Source organism: Planktothrix mougeotii LEGE 06226 (assembly GCF_015207485.1).
In the GTDB taxonomy this organism is placed as follows: Bacteria; Cyanobacteriota; Cyanobacteriia; order Cyanobacteriales; family Microcoleaceae; genus Planktothrix.
This window is the reverse complement of sequence record NZ_JADEWU010000058.1, coordinates 1-19,638: the sequence shown is the minus strand read 5'-3', so window position 1 is coordinate 19,638 and position 19,638 is coordinate 1. Positions and strand designations below refer to the sequence as shown.

Below are 19,638 nucleotides of genomic sequence, written 5' to 3'. Positions count from 1 at the left end.
GAATTAGAGATGTCAATCCAGGTACAAAAGAGTGCAAGGTTTGGGCTTGTGATTGGCAATCCCAGATTTTTGCAGTAAATTTATTTAGAGGCTCAAGGTTGATCCTATTATATTCGACTTATCCCTTATCTTGCTATCGGTGAGTTTACGGAATTATGACAATTGACAGTTGTTGAACTTTGCCGTCTCAAAGGTTCGGAGTCAGAACAACAAATAAGCTGGATTTTAATATAATTGAGTAATGCACAGGTAAAATTTCAGACAAACCTAATGCTTCACTGATTATGACATCCGTATTTGATCCTAACTTAATTTTCCTATTATACGACCAAACCCTTCCTGGGGACACTTTAACTAATGATACAACCGGGGGGAGTAATACCGTTACGGGGGGAAGTGATGGAAGTAGTACCGTCACCGGAAACGAAATTCCCCAAGTCAGCGATACCTTGGGAGATAGTTTGACGGGAACCGATGCTGCCGATATTATGCGAGGAAATATAGGAAGTGATAGTTTGTATGGTCGCGGGGGAAACGACACAATTTTTGGTGATGATGGAGAGGATTTGATTGAGGGTGAAACCGGAAATGATTATATTAATGGGAATCAAAATCGGGATTCTATTTTAGGGAATGAAGGAAATGATACCCTGTTTGGAGGGAAGGATAGTGATACCTTATCTGGAGGAAATGGACAAGATTTTTTATCAGGAAATAATGATAATGACCTGTTGATAGCGGGTAGTGATTCAATCGGAACTGATGATAGTAATAATACCCTATATGGCGGAGCGGGTGATGATTGTATCTTTGGGGGAAATAGAGATGATTTGTTATCGGGAGATCGAGGTCAAGATATTTTAGTCGGCGGTGAAGGACAAGATGGATTTTTGATCTCTGTTAATTCAGGTAGTGCTAATCCGGCTTTCGTTGATGTCATATTAGATTATAATGATAATAATGACTTCTTTTTTCTGCCGTCAGACTTAACTTATAGTCAATTAGTCATTGAAACGGGAAGTGTTGATAGTGTTAGTGGTTTATTGATTCGCACAGATGATGTTAATAATCCCACTTATTTAGCCTTTATTCCCGGTTTTACAGGAAATTTAACATCTGGAGATTTTAAATCTCTTACTTAGCAAAAATTTAAGCAACTTCCAGGATAAATTAGCAATTTCATAAAGGAAATTCAAGACCATAATGTACGGGTTTCTTAACCTTAATAAATCGGCAGGATTAACCTCCCATGACTGTGTGGCGCGAGTGCGTCGAATCTTACGATTAAAACGAGTCGGACACGCTGGAACCCTAGACCCAGCCGCAACGGGAGTGTTACCTATTGCTCTGGGAAAAGCCACTCGTTTACTACAATTTCTCCCCCCTCAAAAAGCCTATCAAGCCAGAATTCGATTGGGTGTCACCACCACAACCGATGACTTAGAAGGAGAAATATTAACGACTCAATCTATACCTGATTTACAACTCGAACAAATTCAAGAAATTCTTTCTCAATTTCGGGGTAAAATTGAACAGATTCCTCCGCTTTATAGTGCTATTCATGTTCAAGGAAAACGATTATATGATTTAGCTCGAAAAGGAGAAAATATTGAAGTTCCCAGTCGGACAGTTGAAATTTTTGATCTTAAAGTTTTAAACTGGTATCCAGGGGAATTTCCTGAGTTAGAACTTGCGATCGCCTGTGGTTCAGGAACTTATATTCGCTCTATTGCTAGAGATTTAGGAGTGATACTGAATTGCGGGGGAACCTTAGCTAATTTAATCAGAACAGAAAGCAGTGGTTTCTCTTTAGAAAATAGTCTAACCTTAGAAACCTTAGAAACCCAAGTTCAACAACAAACATTTTTTCCCCTATCTCCGACCTTAGCCCTAAATCATTTAACAACTATTACACTCACCGATGAATCTGCAAAACGTTGGTGTCAAGGACAATCAATTGCTGTAGATTCTGAAACCCTAAAACCTCATCCCGTGAGTGTTTATGATCCAGAAAATCAACTTTTAGGAATTGGAAAATTTATCGCAACTTCCGATCAAGTTCTCCTCGCTCCTCAAGTTGTTCTCGCTGAAAATTAACAACTTTAATGATATGAAAATTCTATTCATTACCGTAATTCGAGGCTACAGATTCTTAATTTCTCCCCTGTTTCCTCCCGTTTGTCGCTTTCATCCCACTTGTTCCCAATATGCCATTGAAGCCATTGAACGGTTTGGAATTCTTCAAGGCAGTTGGTTAGCTGTGAAACGCATTTTACGCTGTCATCCCTATCATCCTGGGGGATATGATCCTGTCCCTACCAAGCCCGAAGATTAAGCCATTACTGCCCATAAAAAATGGGGTAGACTAGCTACCCCCTAGAACTAAATTATAGCAAGTTTAGACTTAGAATAGTTCAAAGTCGGTGGCTGTCAGAGTAGGATTATTGACAAATGTAGCTACTTCTTGAGCCGCGCCACCCGTGACGAAGTATAACTTGCCGTTGGCAGAGTCATAAACCAGTCCAGTCGTAGTACCGATGTTAGCAGTATTGAAGTTAGCAATCACTTGGAATTCACTAGCTTCTACACTAACGCCTAGAGATGCGAACTCAGTAGTAGATAAGGCAATCTTGTCAACTCCCGATGTGAAATCAACTACTACGTCAGCATTAGCACTGCCAACTTGGTTGAAGGCAAATTTGTCACTTCCGGCATTACCCGTTAGGTTATCATTACCTAGGTCTCCAGTAATGTAGTCATTACCATCTCCACCCGCAATAATATCGTCTCCTTTGCCACCAAAGATGGTGTCGTTTCCGACTCCACCATAAAGGCTGTCATTGCCTTGTTGACCCCAGATGGTGTCATCGCCATCGCCGCCATCAATGAGGTCATTTCCTCCGCCTAGGGCTGGGTCACCATCACCCGCAAGCGTGTCATTACCAGCGCCACCGTAGACCTTATCATCTCCTAGATCACCAAAGATGTTATCATTTCCATCTCCACCGTACAGCAGGTCATTGTCAGCACCCCCGGCAATCAAGTCATTTCCACCCAAACCATAGATGGTGTCAAGTCCCAGGTTACCGTAAAGGCAGTCATTGCCACTGCTACCTACAATGGAATCTGCCCCACCATTACCAGCAATTTCAATAGGGTTTGCTGCACCAGCTAGGAGAGGGCCGCCTTGAGCGTTACCCAAAATCAGGACGGTATTAGCGGTTCCTGTTATGTTGTTTTCTCCATCAACTGCGGCTGTTAGAGTAACTAGCCCTTTAGCGTCAGTCTCTACTACCACTGTTGATGGATTGGTTCCTGCTATTTGAGACATTCAAGTCCTCCTCACGTAAGCTTAATGTTGTTAGGATTTTGATTTTTCTGGGATTCTACAATAGGAACTTCGCTACTGGTAGTCTTAGAGATGATTAAACTTTAACTGACCAGTGATTCCAGTTTGGTAATGAACACCATGTTTAGTTTATCCTAAAAGGAATAAACAATCCAGAGTATTCTAACTAAAAAAAGGACATCGCTGGCAATTGTGCAATCTCCATCTCTGTCAATACAAAAAACAGTTGAGCATCACCTAGGGGAAACCCTGATCGTGAAGCTAAACTTTCTTCAGTAATGAATAAAAAAATATCGTATCAGCTTAACAGAAGTGTCAAGAAAATAGCAAGCGATTGAGAAACTTTGGTTTAAGGGCTAAATGGACAGAAAAGAACGATTCGATGATCTCACATCTTTTGTTTCATTGCTTTTAGGGGACAAACCCCTGATCAATTAATGATCACTTGATGTGAAAACTATCCCTGTACTCCCCAACCCTGACAACCAAGTCCTCAATGCTGATGATCCCTGACATACCCTCGTTTAGAACTCTCTTCTTGACAATAACCCTAAACTAGAGCCGAAACGAACGCAGGATAAAGTCTGGCTTCATTGACTTATCCCCCGACCGAGATGTTCCCAAAGAATTATCTTTAATCTTAGAAAAAACAAAATCCATTGATCTGAATCGGCTAAAATGCTTGGAGTTAAAAGAATCAAGCGCGATTCATCCCAAAGGTCGATTGTTCTAATCCAATCTCGAACAGGAACCCCCTGGAGGAAAATCCGCTCTTGAATCAGGACAACCCATCAATACGATATGTGCAATCAACCTAAGCCGATACAACGATTGACTTTATCCATTCCCTCTAGGCTTTACAAAAGCAGGGGTTGGGTGACAACAATGGTGGGGCTCGGACTAATCGCGAGTTTAGAAACTCCAGTTTTGGCCAATTTCCAAACAATTCCAACCTATCCCTCTTTAATTTCCCAAAATTTGGCCCAAGGTTCTGTAATTTATGTTGATTCCAACACCGGAATTGATAGCGGTGCTTCCACAGGAAGTGAAGCTGGCCCCTATCGTTCGATTAGCTATGCTCTCCAAAAAGCCCAACCGGGTACGGTGATTCAAGTTAACCCCGGAACCTATAGTCAAGAAACCGGAGAGAGTTTTCCCATCGTGCTCCCAGAAGAAATCACCTTACAAGGAGATGTTTCTACCAATGGACAAAATACAGTTATTATGGGCGGGGGGAATTTTGTTAGTCCTACCTTTGCTCGACAAAATGCCACGATTAGAACGGAAGGAAACAGTCAAATTCTAGGGTTAACGCTGACAAATCCTAATACTCGTGGAACGGCTTTATGGATAGAATCTTCTAATCCTACAGTGAGTAACTGTACATTTATTAATAGTAAGCGAGATGGGGTTTTTATTAGTGCCGAAGGTAATCCTAAAATTAGCAGTAATATCTTCACTCAAAATGCTGGAAATGGAATATCAATTGCTCGGTCAGCAGGGGGAGAAATTCGCAATAATATTTTCCAAAATACCGGGTTTGGAATCTCGATTAATGACGAAGCTACACCTACCATTACTGAAAATAAAATTATTGAAAATCGGGATGGAATTGTGATTTCTCACCAAGCTAAACCCATACTCCGCAATAATTTAATTGAAAATAATGAACGAGATGGAGTTGTTGCGATCTCCCAAGCTCAACCTGATTTAGGAACAGCCACCAGTCCCGGTCAAAATATTATTCGGAGTAATGGTCGCTATGATGTGTATAATGCGACACGCGGTTTCACCCTTACGGTGGTGGGGAATGAAATCGATCAATCCAAAATCTCCGGTGCAGTTGAATTTTAAAACAAGAAAGCCAGCTTCCGCAAATTGGAAGCTGACCCCCGGGTTTTTATGAATGGATTTTCCTATGGTTAGGGTCTTTATAAAAGCTGACCCCATTTGAAGCATTAAAGTGGATTTATCTTTTAGGGTCTTTATAAAACTGACCCCATTTGATTCACTAAACTTAATCTTCTCAGGGATTATGACGAAACCTTAATTTCGTAATATTTTCTTTATTTTCTTTTGATTGCGTCTTATGTTCGTTGATTGAGAAATGTATAGTTATGTTACTTTGGCCCCGATATCCGGCGATTGGCCCGTTGTTCCCAACGAAACAACCCCACCATCAGAGCTACCACTCCCACTTGTAAGGCTAAGTTCGGTAACGCCGATTCAATATTCCGTCCCGCTAATAGTTGGGCCAAGAACACAAACGCACCAATTAAACCGGAAGCTCCAAAACCAACATAAATAAACTGTCGCAAACCTCGATAGGGAGCTTTTGCTTCTGCTTTCAAACGCGCATAGATTTCAGGACTGAGTTTTGATTTAGGAGTTGTCATATTCATTCACAAAATTAGGAAAGATAAACGCTATCGTAATACTAACAAAAGCGTCTGCAATAACCCCACAATAATACCTAAAATTCCCCCTAAATTAACAATCGCCTGTAATTCACTTTTAACGATACCGTTAATAGCGGCTTCTAAGTTTTCCGGGGAAGTTCCTTTGACTCGATCAATAATCACCTGTTCTATATTAAGAATGGGAATCACTTGAGTCATAATTTTTTCTAAATCCTGTTCTAAATATCGTTCCAGAAGTAAGGCTAATTCTTGACTCACTAACTCTAAAGATGTATTCATCACAGGAGAGGTTTGTAATCGTTTTAAAATCAACGTTGAAAGATGATCCCAATCAATAGATTGGCTTAACCCTTGCATGACATCAATTCCTTGTTCCTGAATATAAACTCTAACAGCATCTCGTAGGGTCTTTCGCAGTTGTTTAACGGTGGAAACCGGTAAATTTTGTAAGGTAATATTCTGTAACCATTCTTGCAGCCTTATTCCTAATCCTAGGGATTTAATTAATTCCGCTAGTCGTCGATTTGTTTCTTCTTTTTCATCTAAACAAAAAGTTCGCAACCGAGTTAAACTATGGCGTAATCCTAATAAATTGGCAACCACCCAATAGGTTCCACTGCTTTGTTCGCGGAATCCCTCATCAATAATTGAAATATTGCGATCCGTGAGAAAATCAATTAAAGCTTGTCGCAAGACTTCTGGAGGTAAGACAACCTCTAAAAGCCAGTCTGATAGTTGTTCTGATTGTTTATTACTTAATTGAAATTCTAACAACACTTGATCAAAAATTTGATTGATCTGAGGAGCCAAAAAATCCTCTCTCCGAGCTAAAACTCTTAAAATTCTGGGTAAAGACTCCCCAATAAAATCATGTAAAATTCCTGATAAAATCTTAGCAGTTTTTCGTTCTGTATCAGATTTAACTTGATCTAATGCCAATCTTAAAAACCAATTAATCGTCGCTTGCATTCGTTCAGTTTCGAGCAACCGACGCGCTAAATTTTGTAACTCCTCTGGAGTCAATAATGACCCCATAATAGTATCGGAAATTCGTTTTGCTAAACGTTCTTGATTTCTCGGAATTAAACCCGGAGTAAACGGAACCCTTCGACCATAAACCTGTAGGGGTCGGTACGGACGAAATAACATTTTAATCGCTAAATCATTGGTAAAATAACCAATAATTCCCCCCACAATTGGCGGCGTAATTAAAACCCACAGATCAGAAAAATTAGCCATTCTTATCGCAACAAACTATGAGTGAGCCTTCACCCTAGCTAACCGCTATCAGTTTTTTTACCCATCCAATCAAGGGAACAGAGCAGCTTTGCTAATCGCTTAATAAGCTTTCGTTATCACTAATACTCCCATCATACCGCTTGCAATCGGGTAATGTGTGGCTTGAGAAAATCCAGCTTCCTGGGCTAATATTACTTGTTCATTGCCCCTCGGAAATTTATCTAAACTAGGGTTAATATAAGCGTATTCTTCTTTAAAACCTAATCGTTCGGCGGCGGGAACAACAATTTGATCCAAATACCATTGTTGAAAAGTACGCAGTAGGGAACTCGAAGGACGATGAAAATCCAAAATCGCCGCCGTTGCTCCCGGCTTAAGCACTCGATACAGTTCTTGGAGACTGCGAGGAATATCGGGAACATTCCGCAAACCATACCCCATAGTGGCACAGTCAAAGGTATTATCGGCAAAGGGCAAAGCTAAGACATCCGCTTCTACCCAAGCGATCGCAGCCGATGGAATGGTAAAAGGTCGAGGTCGATGTTGAGCAATTTCTAATTGACAATTAGAAAAATCCACCCCAAATACCTGTCCCGATGCTCCCACCTGTTGAGCTAATAATAGGGCTAAATCTCCACTCCCACAACATAAATCTAGGGCTGTATCTCCTGATTTGGCACCACTCCAGCCCACTGCCATTTTTTTCCAAACCCGATGTTGTCCCAAACTTAACCCATCATTTAACTGATCATAGACAGGTGCGATGCGATTAAAGATGTCTTGAACGCGGTTATTTTCCTTGATCATGTTAAGTTTGGGGATTAATGCTCAAGGCTGGTAACAGCCAAGGCAATTTGTTGGGCGACTAAATAAATGGTGGTTAAATCATCAGGACTCATCTGACAAGGATGCTTCCACTGTACTGATAATAGAGCAATCTGACGATCTCGATAGCGAATGGGAGCATTAATATGGGCTTGAATTCCTGAACTTTGATAGTGAGGGAGAGTTGCTAAGGTGGGATCAGCCGTAATATTAATAGAAGCCTGTACACTTCCCGTTGTCATCGCTTCTTGGACGATAGGATCACGGTCTAACCAGTTTTCCAGAACACCCGTACCACCATAATGACCGATTGTTGGAGCTAGGTGATTATCTTGAATGGATTGTAAAATGCAAACATCCGCTTGGAACTGTTTTGCTACCGCTTCAGCAATGGTTGTCAATAAACTTTCCAAATTAGCAGCGACTTGGGCGGTTTCCATAATCGTTGCTAACAGTTGGGTTTGAGCCTGAGCACGATTAAGTTCTGCGGTGCGTTGGTTCAGCAGTTCATAAGTTTCTGCGGCGCGTTCCACAACAGCTTTGAGTTCATTGGGGTCCCAAGGCTTAGTAATGTATTTGTAGACCTGGCCAGAATTAATCGCATCTACCAAGTCCTCAATATCGGTAAACCCGGTTAGAATAATTCGCACGGTATTAGGGAATTGAGGCACTGTTTTGCTGAGAAACTCCGTCCCTTTCATTTCAGGCATTCGTTGGTCGGAGATAATAACGGCCACTTCCCCTTCATCTTCCAAAATTTCGAGTGCTCGAACGCCACTTTCTGCCTTAAATACATTAAAATTCCGTCGAAATGTACGGTAGAGCAGATCTAAATTATCTGGCTCATCGTCAACTACCAACATCTTGGGCTTTTTGGGTCGCTGATGGTTCATGAGTTGGCGCTTAACACTTTCTAGTTGGGGAATTTCAACTTCCATCTATACCTCCGCGGTTGGTACTCCTGCGGTATCCACCGGAAACTTCAATCAAAAAATTAATGGTAAACAGGAAACCCCGCTTCAGACTGGGAGCAGGCAGATTAACATCAATACTCAGTTTATCAGGTTTGTTGCCGAAAATATGACAGAAAATCCCCCTGCTCAAAGTTTACAGCAGGGGGAATGTTCAAGTTAAAAGGAGACTAGCCAAAATAACCCGCCACTGACGAGCAACATCATGATTAACGCCACCCACAAAAAGTAATTGTCTTGGGTCTTTACCCCCTCAACATTGCTCACAAACACCGGAGGAGAGGATTTAGAAACAGACTGAGTTGATGTTCCCGGATAAGCTTGGGAGCGCGAATCTTCCTTCTCATCGAGATGATTCAAATCAGGAATTTTAACAAATCCCTCTGGGTCAATATAGAGTTTGGGCGCTTCTAACACTTCTCGTAACCGACGCGCCTGTTGACGGGTCGCAACGGTCGGATGACGAATCAACTGTTTGCACAGGGCGAGAGCCTCCGACCGATGACCAGAGGCTTCTAACGCTGTCACTAACCAGATTTGGATTTCTCCACCCAGACGAGAATTAGAGTCCACCGCTTCACGAGCTTGTTCTAAATATTGAACAGAGTCTCGATAACGTCCCTGTTCAAACGCCAATTGACCCGCTTGGTATTGACTTTGGATGATGTCTAATGATTCTTCAGCCACAATCTTCTCGTCTTAAAACTCATCATAGGTGTTCCGAGGTGCGCCTTCTTCATCCCGCTTGGAACCGAGTAACTCTAAGTCATCAACCGAAATTAAGGGTTTAGAACGCTGGAGTCCAGTATTCCGATCTTGCCAATGGTCAAATTTTAATGCCCCTTTAATCCCAATTAAAGTCCCCTTGCGGACATAGTTAGCCGCTACTTCTGCGGTTTTGTTCCAAAGTTGTTACAGTCGATAAAAATGTCACCATTTTTACCTCTGATTCAGAACCGGACGTGAGACTTTCACCTCATCCGGCTCCTCAATGACTTGGCAGCATTGGGTTTGGGCGTACCTCTGCTGGTTTTCTATTCCAGTTTTGGCGTGATGACAATGCCTGTGGAGGAGTTGTAAATTCTTGTAAGAATCTTTTCCTCCTTGACTTTTGGGGATGATATGGTCAACTTCCCATTTGTCTTCAGGCTGAAAGTGCAGTCCACACCGATTACATTTTCCGGCTTGTTGCTTCAGAAGTTTTTGAACTCTAATTTGAAGTCCTGGTAATTTTCTGAGCCTTTCTCCCCAGTACGTCCAATCCGCATCGTAAGGGCTTTTATTCCCTTTGACTTTAGTATGTCGTTGAATACTGAATTGGTTGTGGGAGATCAGCTTCATGGGTTCACCGCCATTAGGGGGGTCACTTGAGAAGGTGATTCTACCATCACATTCTTTCCAATAAAGTTGGTAAGTCCGTTGATAGTTTTTAGTTCTTCTGCGTCCCCACTGAGTGAGCATCATGTAAAGGTCATGGTGAACCCGTTTGAACGTTTCTGCGCTGCATACTGTCCGATAGTAATTCGCCCATCCTCGGATGATTGGATTAATTTTCTTAATCAAATCAGATGTCTTGGCGTTTTGATGCGCTTTGATGATTTCCCGAAGATTTTGGACGTGTTTTTGAACGCTCTGCTGACTGGGCTGGATGATTGTTTTGAATCCCAATCTTGTTCTATTATCCTTGAACTGTTTGACGTTGAAACCTAAGAAGTTAAACCCAGGCTCTTGGTCTTGTGTTGGTTCAAAGGTATGACAAATCTTGGTTTTCTCGTCTTTGAGCATTAATCCAAGTGGCTTTAACCATTCCGAGATTTTCTCTTTAATTTCATGGATGACTTGCTCATTGACATGGAACACTACAAAGTCATCGGCGTACCTAATAATGCAGGGTTTCCAGTTCAACTGTTTGCCATTCACATTTTTGGTAGTCGGATATTGACTACTAATTGCTTCTATTAACCCGTGTAAGGCGATATTAGCAAGTAGTGGAGAAATTACTCCTCCTTGGGGTGTACCTTCTTCTGTTGGGAACAGTTGCTTCCCGTCCATAACCCCAGCTTTCAGCCATGCTTTGATTTGCTTCCTCATGCTGGGAAAAGTGTTAATCTTCCTGAGCAGTTTGGTGTGATTAATGCGGTCAAAGCATTTAGCAATATCTGCATCTAGAACATATTTCGGTCGTTGATTAATGTTGATGAAAATATGTTCTATCGCATCATGTGCTGATCTACCCGGTCTGAACCCATAGCTCGATTCCTCGAATTTGGCTTCCCATTCAGGTTCCAGTGCTAATTTCGCAAGTGCTTGTTTAGCTCTGTCCCTGATGGTGGGGATTCCCAACGGTCTTTTCTCATCTAGTCCAGGTTTAGGAATATAAACCCGTCTGAGAGCGTTCGCCTTATGGTCAATCTTCAGGTTTTCGGCTAGTTTTATCCGTTGTTCTGGAGTCAGTGATTTAACTCGGTCAACTCCGGCTGTGTTCTTGCCTTTATTATCCTGAGTGACTTTACGAACAGCTAGACATTGCGCTGACCAGGAGCGCATTAGAGTTTTCTGAAGCCTTCGGACTGCCTTGTGGTCACCACGTTGAGAGGCTCGATAAATCCGTTTTTGCAACTTAAATACGGCTCTCTCTAGCTTGCGCCAGTTGAGCGTACTCCATTCCACCGTAGTTTTTACACTCGTTTTAGACATAATGAATTGCGACTCATGAATTTATCTCCAAGTCATCGTGGGACTATGGGCTTATCCATAACCATTACGGTTAGGCTTTTGCTTCAGTCCCAATCCTCGCCTTACTGACACCTTGCGGTTAGCTACCTGCTTAAGCTATCGACCATTGCTCAAGAGATGTCAGAGGCTCCACGTTCCGAATGTTCATTGGTATGAGGGTTTAGGGTGGTACTATCCGCCGAGGTTATTTTGGGATGCAGATTGCCCTCGCTCGATGGACAATCCTTTTAAGTCAATTACCTAGATATTGACTCCTTAACCTGTTGCCTTTTGGCTCCAGCGTATCAATCTATTTCGCTGGTTTTGGTTAACGACGGTTACATACCTTTGCGTTTGCTACCCATATCCTCTTGCTAGAAGGGATTCTCTATTAGATTTAGAGTTACCTCCGTTTCTTCCCTGCTGTCACCAAACGAGATTGCTTGTCTCAATTGGTGGGGAAAGATGCTTTCACTCTTGCATCCTAGAGGGTTGGACTTGCCAAAAGCCATGATCTAATTTTTAACTACCGTGTGGCTCCGGTTATTTGTTTTATTGGCTCACCAACATGAACATTCAGTTGTCAAGGTTCAGGTTTTTATCCTGTTTCCTTGCAGCTAATCCCCCAAATCCATTACTGGATGTGGTTTCTAGCTAACGTGTCACACCGAGATCAAACCAATCCGGCTCATCAGTTTTGGTACTACGACGTCTGACAGCGAGTGTGAATTTACAGACGACTTTGCCCGATTCAAAGTATTTCACCTCTGGATCTCTGCCAGCACGACCTACCAACGTAACAATATTCAGACTCATTATTTTGAATTAATAATTGACTAATAACTAACGATTGCGAATGATGTACGGGTATTAACAACCCTGATGGTATTGTATTCGATTTGACGGTGGGTTGTTGATGATTAACTGTTGATTCACCCTTGTCCCCTTGTCCCCTTGTCCCCTTGTCCCCTTGTCTCCGTCACAGACAATCAATCCTGATCCGGTCTTTGATCCAACGAACTATGGCTATAGTTAAGAGAAGGATAGCTCTTGCTGATTCATGCTAGAAGCGGGATGACTAGACGCAAACACCAAAACGTAATAAAATTCACATCGGTTACTCGCTCTTGGGGACACTCCGAATCAGCAAAGAACCGCTTTAGCATCCCTCGTCTAACATTCTGATTAACGCGGGAATCTGTCAAACTTCTATCAGACTTTGTTAAAAAAAATCGTATATTGGGGGCGTAAATAATAGTGGGTCTTTTTAGTCGTTTTTCTTTATCGCGGGACATGGGTATTGACCTGGGTACCGCTAATACGCTGGTTTATGTATCGGGTAAAGGGATTGTACTACAAGAACCCTCTGTAGTTGCCATTGACCAACAGGAAAAGATCCCCTTGGCTGTTGGAGAAGAAGCCAAAAAAATGTTAGGTCGGACGCCAGAAAATGTAATTGCGCTGCGACCTCTACGAGATGGGGTGATTGCGGATTTTGATGTGGCTGAACAAATGCTGAAACATTTTATTCGGCGAGTCCATGATGGAAAAACCCTGATTGCTCCTCGAATTGTGATTGGTATTCCCAGTGGGGTAACGGGAGTAGAACGGCGAGCGGTGATTGAAGCAGCATCCCAAGCCGGAGCCAGAGATGTCCGACTAATTGAAGAACCCATAGCTGCTGCTATTGGTGCGGGTTTACCCGTTGCGGAACCGACGGGAAATATGATTGTGGATATTGGGGGGGGAACCACAGAAGTCGCGGTTCTTAGTTTACAAGGAACGGTCTTGAGTGAGTCGGTGCGGGTGGCAGGCGACGAACTCAACGATGCTATCATCCAGTATATGAAAAAAGTTCATAACTTGGTGATTGGAGAACAAACGGGTGAGGAAATCAAAGTCAAGATGGGTTCAGCCTATCCCACCTATGCGGATGAAGAATTGATCATGGAAGTGCGGGGAATTCATTTATTATCGGGTTTACCCCGAACCGTGACGATTAAAGCACCGGAAGTTCGGGAAAGTATGTCAGAGCCATTATCCATTATTATTGATGCGGTTAAACGAACCTTAGAGCGGACTCCCCCGGAACTGGCGGCTGATATTATTGATCGGGGTATTATGTTGGCAGGAGGCGGAGCTTTACTCAAGGGAATTGATACCCTAATCAGTCATGAAACCGGAATTATTACCCATATTGCCGCTGATCCTTTGTGTTGTGTGGTGTTGGGAACAGGTCGGGTGTTAGAAAACTTTAAACAACTAGAACGGGTATTTACTGGAGGTTCTCGTCATCTCTAGGTGATATTCTTGGGGGAAGTAGGGGATGGAAAATTTGTACCATCCTCAATTTTTTTTTAGCGTTTAATGGTCATGGTTATGGAAACACGGAGTTGGTGGAATCGCAGTCGGAATCAATGGATTTTACTGGGTTTAGCCGTTTTAGCGGCTTGGTTAGTCCGACAAACCCAAGGAGCAGCATTATATGAAATGTATTATTGGTTAACTCGACCCTTTCATTTAGCAACATCAACGGTTACGGAACAAGAGAAAATTGTTCGACAAATTGCTCCGCGAATTAATCAATTAGAAGCTCAAATTCAAGAATTACAAACCCAAAATCAAAAGTTTCAAGAACTTTTAAATTATGTGGCTTCTAAAAAACAAGATAAAGGGATTGTTGCTCCTGTAATCGGTCGCAGTGCAGATTCCTGGTGGAAACAAATTATTATCGGTCGTGGGAGTCAGCAAGGAATTCAAAATCAAGATTTAGTTGTGGCACCTGGGGGATTAATCGGACGAGTCATCAGTGTCACCCCTAATACTAGCACAGTCATGCTTCTGAGTGATCCGATGAGTCGAATTGGGGTCACGGTAAGCCGCAGTCGCAATATGGGATTTTTGAAGGGAAATGCTACGGAGCAAGGCGTGATGGAATTCTTTGAAAGTGATCCCAATGTTAAGCTGGGAGATGTGGTTGTAACCTCCGCTTTTAGTCAGATTGTACCCGCCGGTTTACCCATTGGAAAAGTTATTTCTTTAGATATGAATAAAGCTCCTGCTCCTGAAGCAATTGTTGAATTTTTTGCGCCGATTTCTTCTTTAGAATGGGTGATTATTTATCCTAATGCAAAAAAATCTTCGGAATCTCAAAAAAGTTCTAATCCTTCTGTAAAATCTATCCCCCCAGAACAATAAATTTAACGTTTAAATTAAATCCCAGGGTTTTGGCTATCCCCGTTAACTTATTCCTAAAACCCGTGTATTTTTCAACAAAAATAGTGATTTTTAATCAGCTAATTCCCTAAATATTTATGTTTTTTAAACCGAATCAAGTTTTAAATTGGACTGTTACCATTATTTCCCTAATGGTTTGTATGTGGTTATCTTTGGTTCGTATCCCTGGCATAGAATTGTTTGGGATTACTCCAAACTGGGTGTTAATTTGGCTGGTGGCTTGGAGTATTAAACGCACTTTACTCGAAGCCGTTATTGGAGGTTTAACCTGTGGATTAATTTTAGATGGATTAACCCGCGTTCAACCTTCCCATATCCTTCCCTTTATTGCCGTTGCTGTTTTAACCGTTGTTATTTACAAACGGATTATCAAAAAAATTCAGGAGGATTTTATTTCTGTTGCTTTGATTGTTTTTGGTATGGCTGTTATCGTAGAAACGATTCGAGGTTTACAATTTAGTGCCTTTGGTTATTCCGATTTAGAACAACTGTGGCTGCATCAACAACGGGTGGCACTGTCAACGGCCATTTTGAGCAGTTTATGGGCTCCTGTCATCTATTTGCCGCTTAGTCGTTGGTGGGCATTTATGGAACCCTCAAATCAACTAAAATCTTAGGGGCGGGTTCGGTAAGATCTTGACCTAATGAACCAAAACCCTAATGAATCCGTCTCTAAACGTGCTCAGGAAATTTCTATGCTTAAATATAGCGACTTCGACAAAACCGAAACGGCGATTCGCGCTAAAGTCCTTAGTGAAGCGCTCCCCTATATTCAAAAGTTTTCCAATCGTACTATTGTGGTGAAATATGGGGGGGCTGCGATGAAGGATAGTTCCCTCAAAGATAAGGTGATGCAAGATATTGTGTTACTTTCCTTTGTCGGAATTCGAGTGGTGGTGGTTCATGGAGGTGGCCCGGAAATTAACAGTTGGTTGGGAAAACTGGGAATTCAACCTCAATTTAAAAATGGGTTGCGCGTGACGGATGCGGCAACGATGGATGTGGTGGAAATGGTGTTAGTGGGTCGGGTGAATAAAGAAATTGTTTCTCTGATTAACCAAGCTGGAGGAGAAGCCGTTGGGTTATGCGGGAAAGATGCCAATTTAATTAAAGCGCGTCCTCAAGGTCAAGCGGATATTGGCTTTGTGGGGGAAGTGAGCAGTGTTAATACTAAATTATTAGAATCTTTGGTCAGTAGTGGTTATATTCCTGTGGTTTCTAGTGTCGCAACGGATGAAAATGGACAGGCTTATAATATGAATGCCGATACGGTTGCGGGGGAAATTGCGGCGGCTTTGGGTGCTGAAAAGTTAATTCTATTAACAGATACGGCCGGAATTTTAGAAGATTATCATAATCCTGATACTTTAATTGCCCAAGTTAATATTCAGGAAGCAAGACAATTAATTGACCAAGGAATTGTTTCGGGGGGTATGATTCCTAAAGTGACTTGTTGTGTCAGAAGTTTGGCTCAAGGAGTCCGGGCGGCTCATATTTTAGATGGTCGTGTTCCCCATGCCTTATTACAAGAAGTGTTTACGGATGCCGGGATAGGAACGATGATTGTTGCCTCGGAATTTATGCTTTAAAAATCGAATAGAGACGTGATATTTCACGCCTCTATTATATCTCAAATTGATGCCAGATTCAATCAATGTTCCTTAAGCTTGAGGAACTAAACTCAAAAATGAATCTAAATCTTTGAGTGCTTCTTGATATCCTGACGCAGCTTTTACTGGATCACGGTTTTCTGCGGCTTTGGTCACTTCAACTAAGTGTTCAAACACTTCTCTAGCCAGTTCACGGGCTTTAGGCTGGGCATCGGGTAACAAGTTTTTGGTTAAATAATTCATTTCTTGCAATAAGGTTCCCAATGGCCCGTGAATAAAGGTGTCCACTTGTACCCAATTCCGAGCGCTAATATACCGAGGAAGTTCGGTTGTGAAGCGATCGCGCAGGGCCAAAAGATCAGAGTTATATTTTTGGATTTGTTGAATTTGGGCTTCGGTATAGGTTTTAGGAATTTCCACTTTCGGAGAACCGCAACCGACGACAAATGTTGTAACTAGGGCTAAAATGCAAGCCAGAATTGAACGATAACGTTTCATATCCCAAGTGTTTTGAGTTGAATGAAAAAACACAACAGTCCCTCAACCCTTCCGAGCGGGGATGTTACTATTGTTGCAGATCAGGGGGACAGTTAATAATCCTCTCTCCTCTGCTGACCTCGGATCAAGGCAAAAATCCCTTAAGATCAACATTTTCTGTCTATATCATCCGGGGTCGAAATGTTCCTAAGTTAACCTTTAACAGATTAATTTCTAGCTTTAAAGTCTTTGAATTTTGTCTGAAATTCGTACATCAACCGATTGACATTATTGGTTTGGCTAGGAACAATATCATATTCCCATTTCCGTTTCCGACTGGCTAATAGTTTTGCCACCGGATTAGACGCACTATTAGATACAAAATAACAATCCCCAGCTACTCTTAATTCTGAAGAAAAGGCAATAAAAGCCTGAGCAAATTCTAGGCGCAATTCTGAGGCATAATGTTGACAATCGATGGCGAGGAAAATTCGAGAGGCGCGAGGTTCTCGTTTATTGGTACGACAACTATCGGCTTCCATTTTATAAAGAACACAAACATCACAATCATATAACACCCTTAACCGACCATGAATTTTAACTCCGACATGAATTTCTAATGGAGGTTTTTGTTCAAATTCAATTACAGCATGGGTATAAGGTTGGGTGAGATCATAAATTTGTCCAGCCCGTCTGCGAAAGACTAAGGTTTCAGGATTTCGTTTCAAAACATCTTTATAATAAACGAAGCCTCCTTCATTTCGGGCGGCTTTGACAATAATATTAAAAATGTAAAATTTAAACCAATCGTCAAGATCTCTAGCTGTTTTGAGATCGGAATTTAAACTTTGTTTTAACTGGTGATTGATATTTTCTAATAAGGCTGTATTAATTGGCATCGCTTCCAATCTCCTGACGTAATTGTCCTAATAATTTTTGTAATTCTTGAATTTTTTCTTGTCGGCTATTAACGGATTCAATATTATATTTAAACAGTTTACCTTTGCCATCCACCGATGAGGTAAATCTTAATTCTGGTTTTAAATCAGAAGTTGTCGCTTCATGGCTCAAAATATCCATGATTTCACCTTCAATTTCTCCGGTATGAATGACTGATTTTTCAATGGCATAAATCAACAGTAATAATTGTTCTTGAGGGGTATAATAACTTAATTTTAAATCAGGAGATTTTCGACCGGATACCATCTCTTCAGTGGTTTTTCCCGCACTAATCACATCGGCGACTTGTTCTGTTACCCACCCCAATTTTACAGAATTTAACATCTCTATCAGCGCGTTATAAACGGCTGAACAATCCTGTTCATTCATCACGTTTATTTTCATAACTTTAACCGATGAGCCTCAACACTATGCGATCGCTCACCTCTTTCTATTCTAACAATTTTTTTGAAAAATGACTTAAAAATCAACATTTCTTCAAAAAGGAAGATCCTATCCCCCCTAACCGTAGGGGCGAGGTGTCCTCGCCCTTACCCTGAACAGGTGAATCTTAAAATCGAGCTTCAACGGGAGCTTGAGTTTTGAGGAATTCGGTATTAACGCCCGATTCCCGCACCAAGACAATTTTACCCGTGCGAGCAATTTCCCGAATGCCAAAGCGACTTAAGACTTGGACAATGGCTACCATTTTTCCAGGGTCGCCGACAACTTCGATGGTTAGGGAGTCATCGCCAATATCCACAACCCGCGCTCGGAAAATTTGGGCTAACTCAATAATTTCTGAGCGAGTGGTGCTGCTATTGTAATTGACCTTTAATAGCATCAACTCTCGTTCCACACAGGGAACCTCGGTAATATCCTGCACTTTAAGCACATTGATCAGTTTGTAGAGTTGTTTGGTCAACTGTTCAATAATGTGGTCATCTCCTGGAACAACCATTGTAATTCGAGATATACCAGATTGTTCAGCAGGGCCTACGGCTAAACTCTCAATATTGAACCCTCGACGCGCAAACAAACCTGCAATTCGCGTCAGGACTCCGGCTTCATCTTCTACTAGAACAGATAGGGTGTGTTTCATCATTCTGCCTCTGTGGAGATCCCCACTGAACCTGTAATCATGTCAGCGAGGGGAGGAAACAGAGGGTGGGGTTTGTGTTGCATAATTACCTCTATAACAAGAAACCGTTGCGCCTCAAAAGTGGTGATTCTTTCTGGCATACCTGCTGGTATTACAGGATTGAGGCTACCGATATTGTTCTGCCTAGACCCGCCTCGGTCGGGCGTTTAATTTCGGGATTTCTCCCACTCCTATTTCTAGGGTAAAGTTAGCTTTGCCAATGTTATCAAGGCTTGTTAGGCTTAGTACACTGCCTCCCAAATGGCTGTTTAATACTAAGCGACAGAGCAGGGGACTAGCTACGCATCCGCCCGGTGTCGTGACCTAAATAACGGAGTTCAAGAAGAACTTAGTTGTGTCCCAACTAGGGCTGTATTTTAAGCCCCCACTGCACTTGTTCTCAAGTTAGTGGTGGGTTGTTGACGTTTCTACAAGTTAACGTGGGACTATGCGACCCACTTAAAAGCTAAAAGTTAGACTAAGTATATTTTTTGCTCCATAGTGACATCCTATAACGACAAAGCTAGAAACCCAAATTTTTACTCAATATTTTAAAAAATGTAACTATAAGTTGACAATTATTTTCAATAAGACTATAGTAAATTGTAGTGTTCTCCTCTCAAAGGATCGGCAAACGGGGCAGTCCGCAATGGTAGACTGGCCCCGAATTTCTTGTTGGGGATAAGGGGACAAGGGGACAAGGGGACGGGGGGAC

General features: G+C 42.0%; 19 protein-coding genes and 2 pseudogenes. 8 read left to right on the top strand and 13 right to left on the bottom strand.

The window, feature by feature from the left end; translation table 11 throughout:
* Positions 1–284: 284 nt before the first annotated feature.
* From IQ236_RS19965 to yidD, 3 genes are all read left to right on the top strand, one after another.
* On the top strand, positions 285–1,142 hold the full coding sequence (locus tag IQ236_RS19965; RefSeq protein WP_193870912.1) for a calcium-binding protein: 858 nt from the start codon (positions 285–287) through the stop codon (positions 1,140–1,142).
* A 61-nt stretch (positions 1,143–1,203) separates the two neighbouring features.
* Entirely contained in the window at positions 1,204–2,097 is an 894-nt protein-coding gene (gene truB / locus IQ236_RS19960; protein ID WP_193870911.1) for a tRNA pseudouridine(55) synthase TruB, read from the top strand.
* A gap of 13 nt (positions 2,098–2,110) precedes the next feature.
* The gene (yidD, locus tag IQ236_RS19955; protein ID WP_193870910.1) at positions 2,111–2,335 is read left to right on the top strand and encodes a membrane protein insertion efficiency factor YidD; all 225 of its coding nucleotides are present in this window, start codon (positions 2,111–2,113) and stop codon (positions 2,333–2,335) included.
* A gap of 69 nt (positions 2,336–2,404) precedes the next feature.
* Here the strand turns inward: yidD and IQ236_RS19950 are convergent, their stop codons facing one another.
* A complete protein-coding gene (locus IQ236_RS19950; protein WP_193870909.1) occupies positions 2,405–3,331 on the bottom strand; it encodes a calcium-binding protein in 927 nt (308 codons plus the stop codon).
* Positions 3,332–4,150: 819 nt separating this feature from the next.
* On the opposite strand from IQ236_RS19950, the gene IQ236_RS19945 reads away from it, so the two are divergent.
* Positions 4,151–5,203 carry a DUF1565 domain-containing protein gene (locus IQ236_RS19945; RefSeq protein WP_193870908.1) on the top strand — a complete coding sequence of 351 codons (1,053 nt, stop codon included), beginning with the start codon at positions 4,151–4,153 and terminating at the stop codon, positions 5,201–5,203.
* 266 nt (positions 5,204–5,469) lie between these two features.
* Here IQ236_RS19945 and IQ236_RS19940 read toward each other — a convergent pair whose 3' ends face one another.
* The 8 genes and pseudogenes from IQ236_RS19940 to IQ236_RS19905 all read right to left on the bottom strand — a co-directional run.
* Positions 5,470–5,745, bottom strand: coding sequence for a DUF3493 domain-containing protein (locus tag IQ236_RS19940; RefSeq protein WP_139295066.1), 276 nt, complete (start codon positions 5,743–5,745; stop codon positions 5,470–5,472).
* 30 nt (positions 5,746–5,775) lie between these two features.
* Positions 5,776–7,008: a DUF445 domain-containing protein gene (locus tag IQ236_RS19935; protein WP_193870907.1), complete on the bottom strand. Its 1,233-nt coding sequence runs from the start codon at positions 7,006–7,008 to the stop codon at positions 5,776–5,778.
* Between the two features lie 99 nt (positions 7,009–7,107).
* On the bottom strand, positions 7,108–7,815 hold the full coding sequence (ubiE, locus tag IQ236_RS19930) for a bifunctional demethylmenaquinone methyltransferase/2-methoxy-6-polyprenyl-1,4-benzoquinol methylase UbiE (protein WP_193870906.1): 708 nt from the start codon (positions 7,813–7,815) through the stop codon (positions 7,108–7,110).
* Positions 7,816–7,829: 14 nt separating this feature from the next.
* Positions 7,830–8,771 carry a response regulator gene (locus tag IQ236_RS19925; protein WP_193870905.1) on the bottom strand — a complete coding sequence of 314 codons (942 nt, stop codon included), beginning with the start codon at positions 8,769–8,771 and terminating at the stop codon, positions 7,830–7,832.
* A 192-nt stretch (positions 8,772–8,963) separates the two neighbouring features.
* On the bottom strand, positions 8,964–9,491 hold the full coding sequence (locus tag IQ236_RS19920; RefSeq protein WP_193870904.1) for a tetratricopeptide repeat protein: 528 nt from the start codon (positions 9,489–9,491) through the stop codon (positions 8,964–8,966).
* A gap of 12 nt (positions 9,492–9,503) precedes the next feature.
* A pseudogene (locus tag IQ236_RS19915) lies at positions 9,504–9,701 on the bottom strand (single-stranded DNA-binding protein); the annotation flags it as partial.
* A gap of 42 nt (positions 9,702–9,743) precedes the next feature.
* Positions 9,744–11,501, bottom strand: coding sequence for a group II intron reverse transcriptase/maturase (ltrA, locus tag IQ236_RS19910; RefSeq protein ID WP_193870903.1), 1,758 nt, complete (start codon positions 11,499–11,501; stop codon positions 9,744–9,746).
* A gap of 687 nt (positions 11,502–12,188) precedes the next feature.
* Positions 12,189–12,335, bottom strand: a pseudogene (locus IQ236_RS19905) (single-stranded DNA-binding protein); the annotation flags it as partial.
* Between the two features lie 477 nt (positions 12,336–12,812).
* Between IQ236_RS19905 and IQ236_RS19900 the strand changes: the two are divergent.
* From IQ236_RS19900 to argB, 4 genes are all read left to right on the top strand, one after another.
* Positions 12,813–13,820 carry a rod shape-determining protein gene (locus tag IQ236_RS19900; protein WP_193870901.1) on the top strand — a complete coding sequence of 336 codons (1,008 nt, stop codon included), beginning with the start codon at positions 12,813–12,815 and terminating at the stop codon, positions 13,818–13,820.
* A 78-nt stretch (positions 13,821–13,898) separates the two neighbouring features.
* Positions 13,899–14,717 carry a rod shape-determining protein MreC gene (gene mreC, locus IQ236_RS19895; RefSeq protein WP_193870900.1) on the top strand — a complete coding sequence of 273 codons (819 nt, stop codon included), beginning with the start codon at positions 13,899–13,901 and terminating at the stop codon, positions 14,715–14,717.
* A 116-nt stretch (positions 14,718–14,833) separates the two neighbouring features.
* The gene (mreD, locus tag IQ236_RS19890) at positions 14,834–15,373 is read left to right on the top strand and encodes a rod shape-determining protein MreD (RefSeq protein ID WP_190521925.1); all 540 of its coding nucleotides are present in this window, start codon (positions 14,834–14,836) and stop codon (positions 15,371–15,373) included.
* A 78-nt stretch (positions 15,374–15,451) separates the two neighbouring features.
* On the top strand, positions 15,452–16,345 hold the full coding sequence (gene argB / locus IQ236_RS19885; protein WP_190521923.1) for an acetylglutamate kinase: 894 nt from the start codon (positions 15,452–15,454) through the stop codon (positions 16,343–16,345).
* A gap of 72 nt (positions 16,346–16,417) precedes the next feature.
* Here the strand turns inward: argB and psbQ are convergent, their stop codons facing one another.
* From psbQ to ilvN, 4 genes are all read right to left on the bottom strand, one after another.
* Entirely contained in the window at positions 16,418–16,897 is a 480-nt protein-coding gene (gene psbQ, locus IQ236_RS19880; RefSeq protein ID WP_322744266.1) for a photosystem II protein PsbQ, read from the bottom strand.
* 173 nt (positions 16,898–17,070) lie between these two features.
* The gene (locus IQ236_RS27865; protein ID WP_228041759.1) at positions 17,071–17,742 is read right to left on the bottom strand and encodes a hypothetical protein; all 672 of its coding nucleotides are present in this window, start codon (positions 17,740–17,742) and stop codon (positions 17,071–17,073) included.
* The gene (locus IQ236_RS27860) at positions 17,732–18,187 is read right to left on the bottom strand and encodes a hypothetical protein (RefSeq protein WP_228041758.1); all 456 of its coding nucleotides are present in this window, start codon (positions 18,185–18,187) and stop codon (positions 17,732–17,734) included. The genes IQ236_RS27865 and IQ236_RS27860 overlap by 11 nt, the downstream gene beginning before the upstream one ends.
* A gap of 166 nt (positions 18,188–18,353) precedes the next feature.
* Positions 18,354–18,884 carry an acetolactate synthase small subunit gene (ilvN, locus tag IQ236_RS19870; protein ID WP_072719663.1) on the bottom strand — a complete coding sequence of 177 codons (531 nt, stop codon included), beginning with the start codon at positions 18,882–18,884 and terminating at the stop codon, positions 18,354–18,356.
* Between the last annotated feature and the right edge of the window lie 754 nt (positions 18,885–19,638).

Excerpts from the sequence above, each read along its gene's own strand:
- ilvN (WP_072719663.1), bottom strand. The coding sequence starts at position 18,884 with ATGAAACACACCCTATCTGTTCTAGTAGAAGATGAAGCCGGAGTCCTG.
- truB (WP_193870911.1), top strand. The coding sequence starts at position 1,204 with ATGTACGGGTTTCTTAACCTTAATAAATCGGCAGGATTAACCTCCCAT.
- IQ236_RS27860 (WP_228041758.1), bottom strand. The coding sequence starts at position 18,187 with ATGAAAATAAACGTGATGAATGAACAGGATTGTTCAGCCGTTTATAAC.
- IQ236_RS19965 (WP_193870912.1), top strand. The coding sequence starts at position 285 with ATGACATCCGTATTTGATCCTAACTTAATTTTCCTATTATACGACCAA.
- IQ236_RS19940 (WP_139295066.1), bottom strand. The coding sequence starts at position 5,745 with ATGACAACTCCTAAATCAAAACTCAGTCCTGAAATCTATGCGCGTTTG.
- mreD (WP_190521925.1), top strand. The coding sequence starts at position 14,834 with ATGTTTTTTAAACCGAATCAAGTTTTAAATTGGACTGTTACCATTATT.
- ltrA (WP_193870903.1), bottom strand. The coding sequence starts at position 11,501 with ATGTCTAAAACGAGTGTAAAAACTACGGTGGAATGGAGTACGCTCAAC.
- IQ236_RS19950 (WP_193870909.1), bottom strand. The coding sequence starts at position 3,331 with ATGTCTCAAATAGCAGGAACCAATCCATCAACAGTGGTAGTAGAGACT.
- argB (WP_190521923.1), top strand. The coding sequence starts at position 15,452 with ATGCTTAAATATAGCGACTTCGACAAAACCGAAACGGCGATTCGCGCT.
- IQ236_RS19945 (WP_193870908.1), top strand. The coding sequence starts at position 4,151 with ATGTGCAATCAACCTAAGCCGATACAACGATTGACTTTATCCATTCCC.
- IQ236_RS19900 (WP_193870901.1), top strand. The coding sequence starts at position 12,813 with ATGGGTATTGACCTGGGTACCGCTAATACGCTGGTTTATGTATCGGGT.
- yidD (WP_193870910.1), top strand. The coding sequence starts at position 2,111 with ATGAAAATTCTATTCATTACCGTAATTCGAGGCTACAGATTCTTAATT.
- IQ236_RS27865 (WP_228041759.1), bottom strand. The coding sequence starts at position 17,742 with ATGCCAATTAATACAGCCTTATTAGAAAATATCAATCACCAGTTAAAA.
- ubiE (WP_193870906.1), bottom strand. The coding sequence starts at position 7,815 with ATGATCAAGGAAAATAACCGCGTTCAAGACATCTTTAATCGCATCGCA.
- IQ236_RS19935 (WP_193870907.1), bottom strand. The coding sequence starts at position 7,008 with ATGGCTAATTTTTCTGATCTGTGGGTTTTAATTACGCCGCCAATTGTG.
- IQ236_RS19925 (WP_193870905.1), bottom strand. The coding sequence starts at position 8,771 with ATGGAAGTTGAAATTCCCCAACTAGAAAGTGTTAAGCGCCAACTCATG.
- mreC (WP_193870900.1), top strand. The coding sequence starts at position 13,899 with ATGGAAACACGGAGTTGGTGGAATCGCAGTCGGAATCAATGGATTTTA.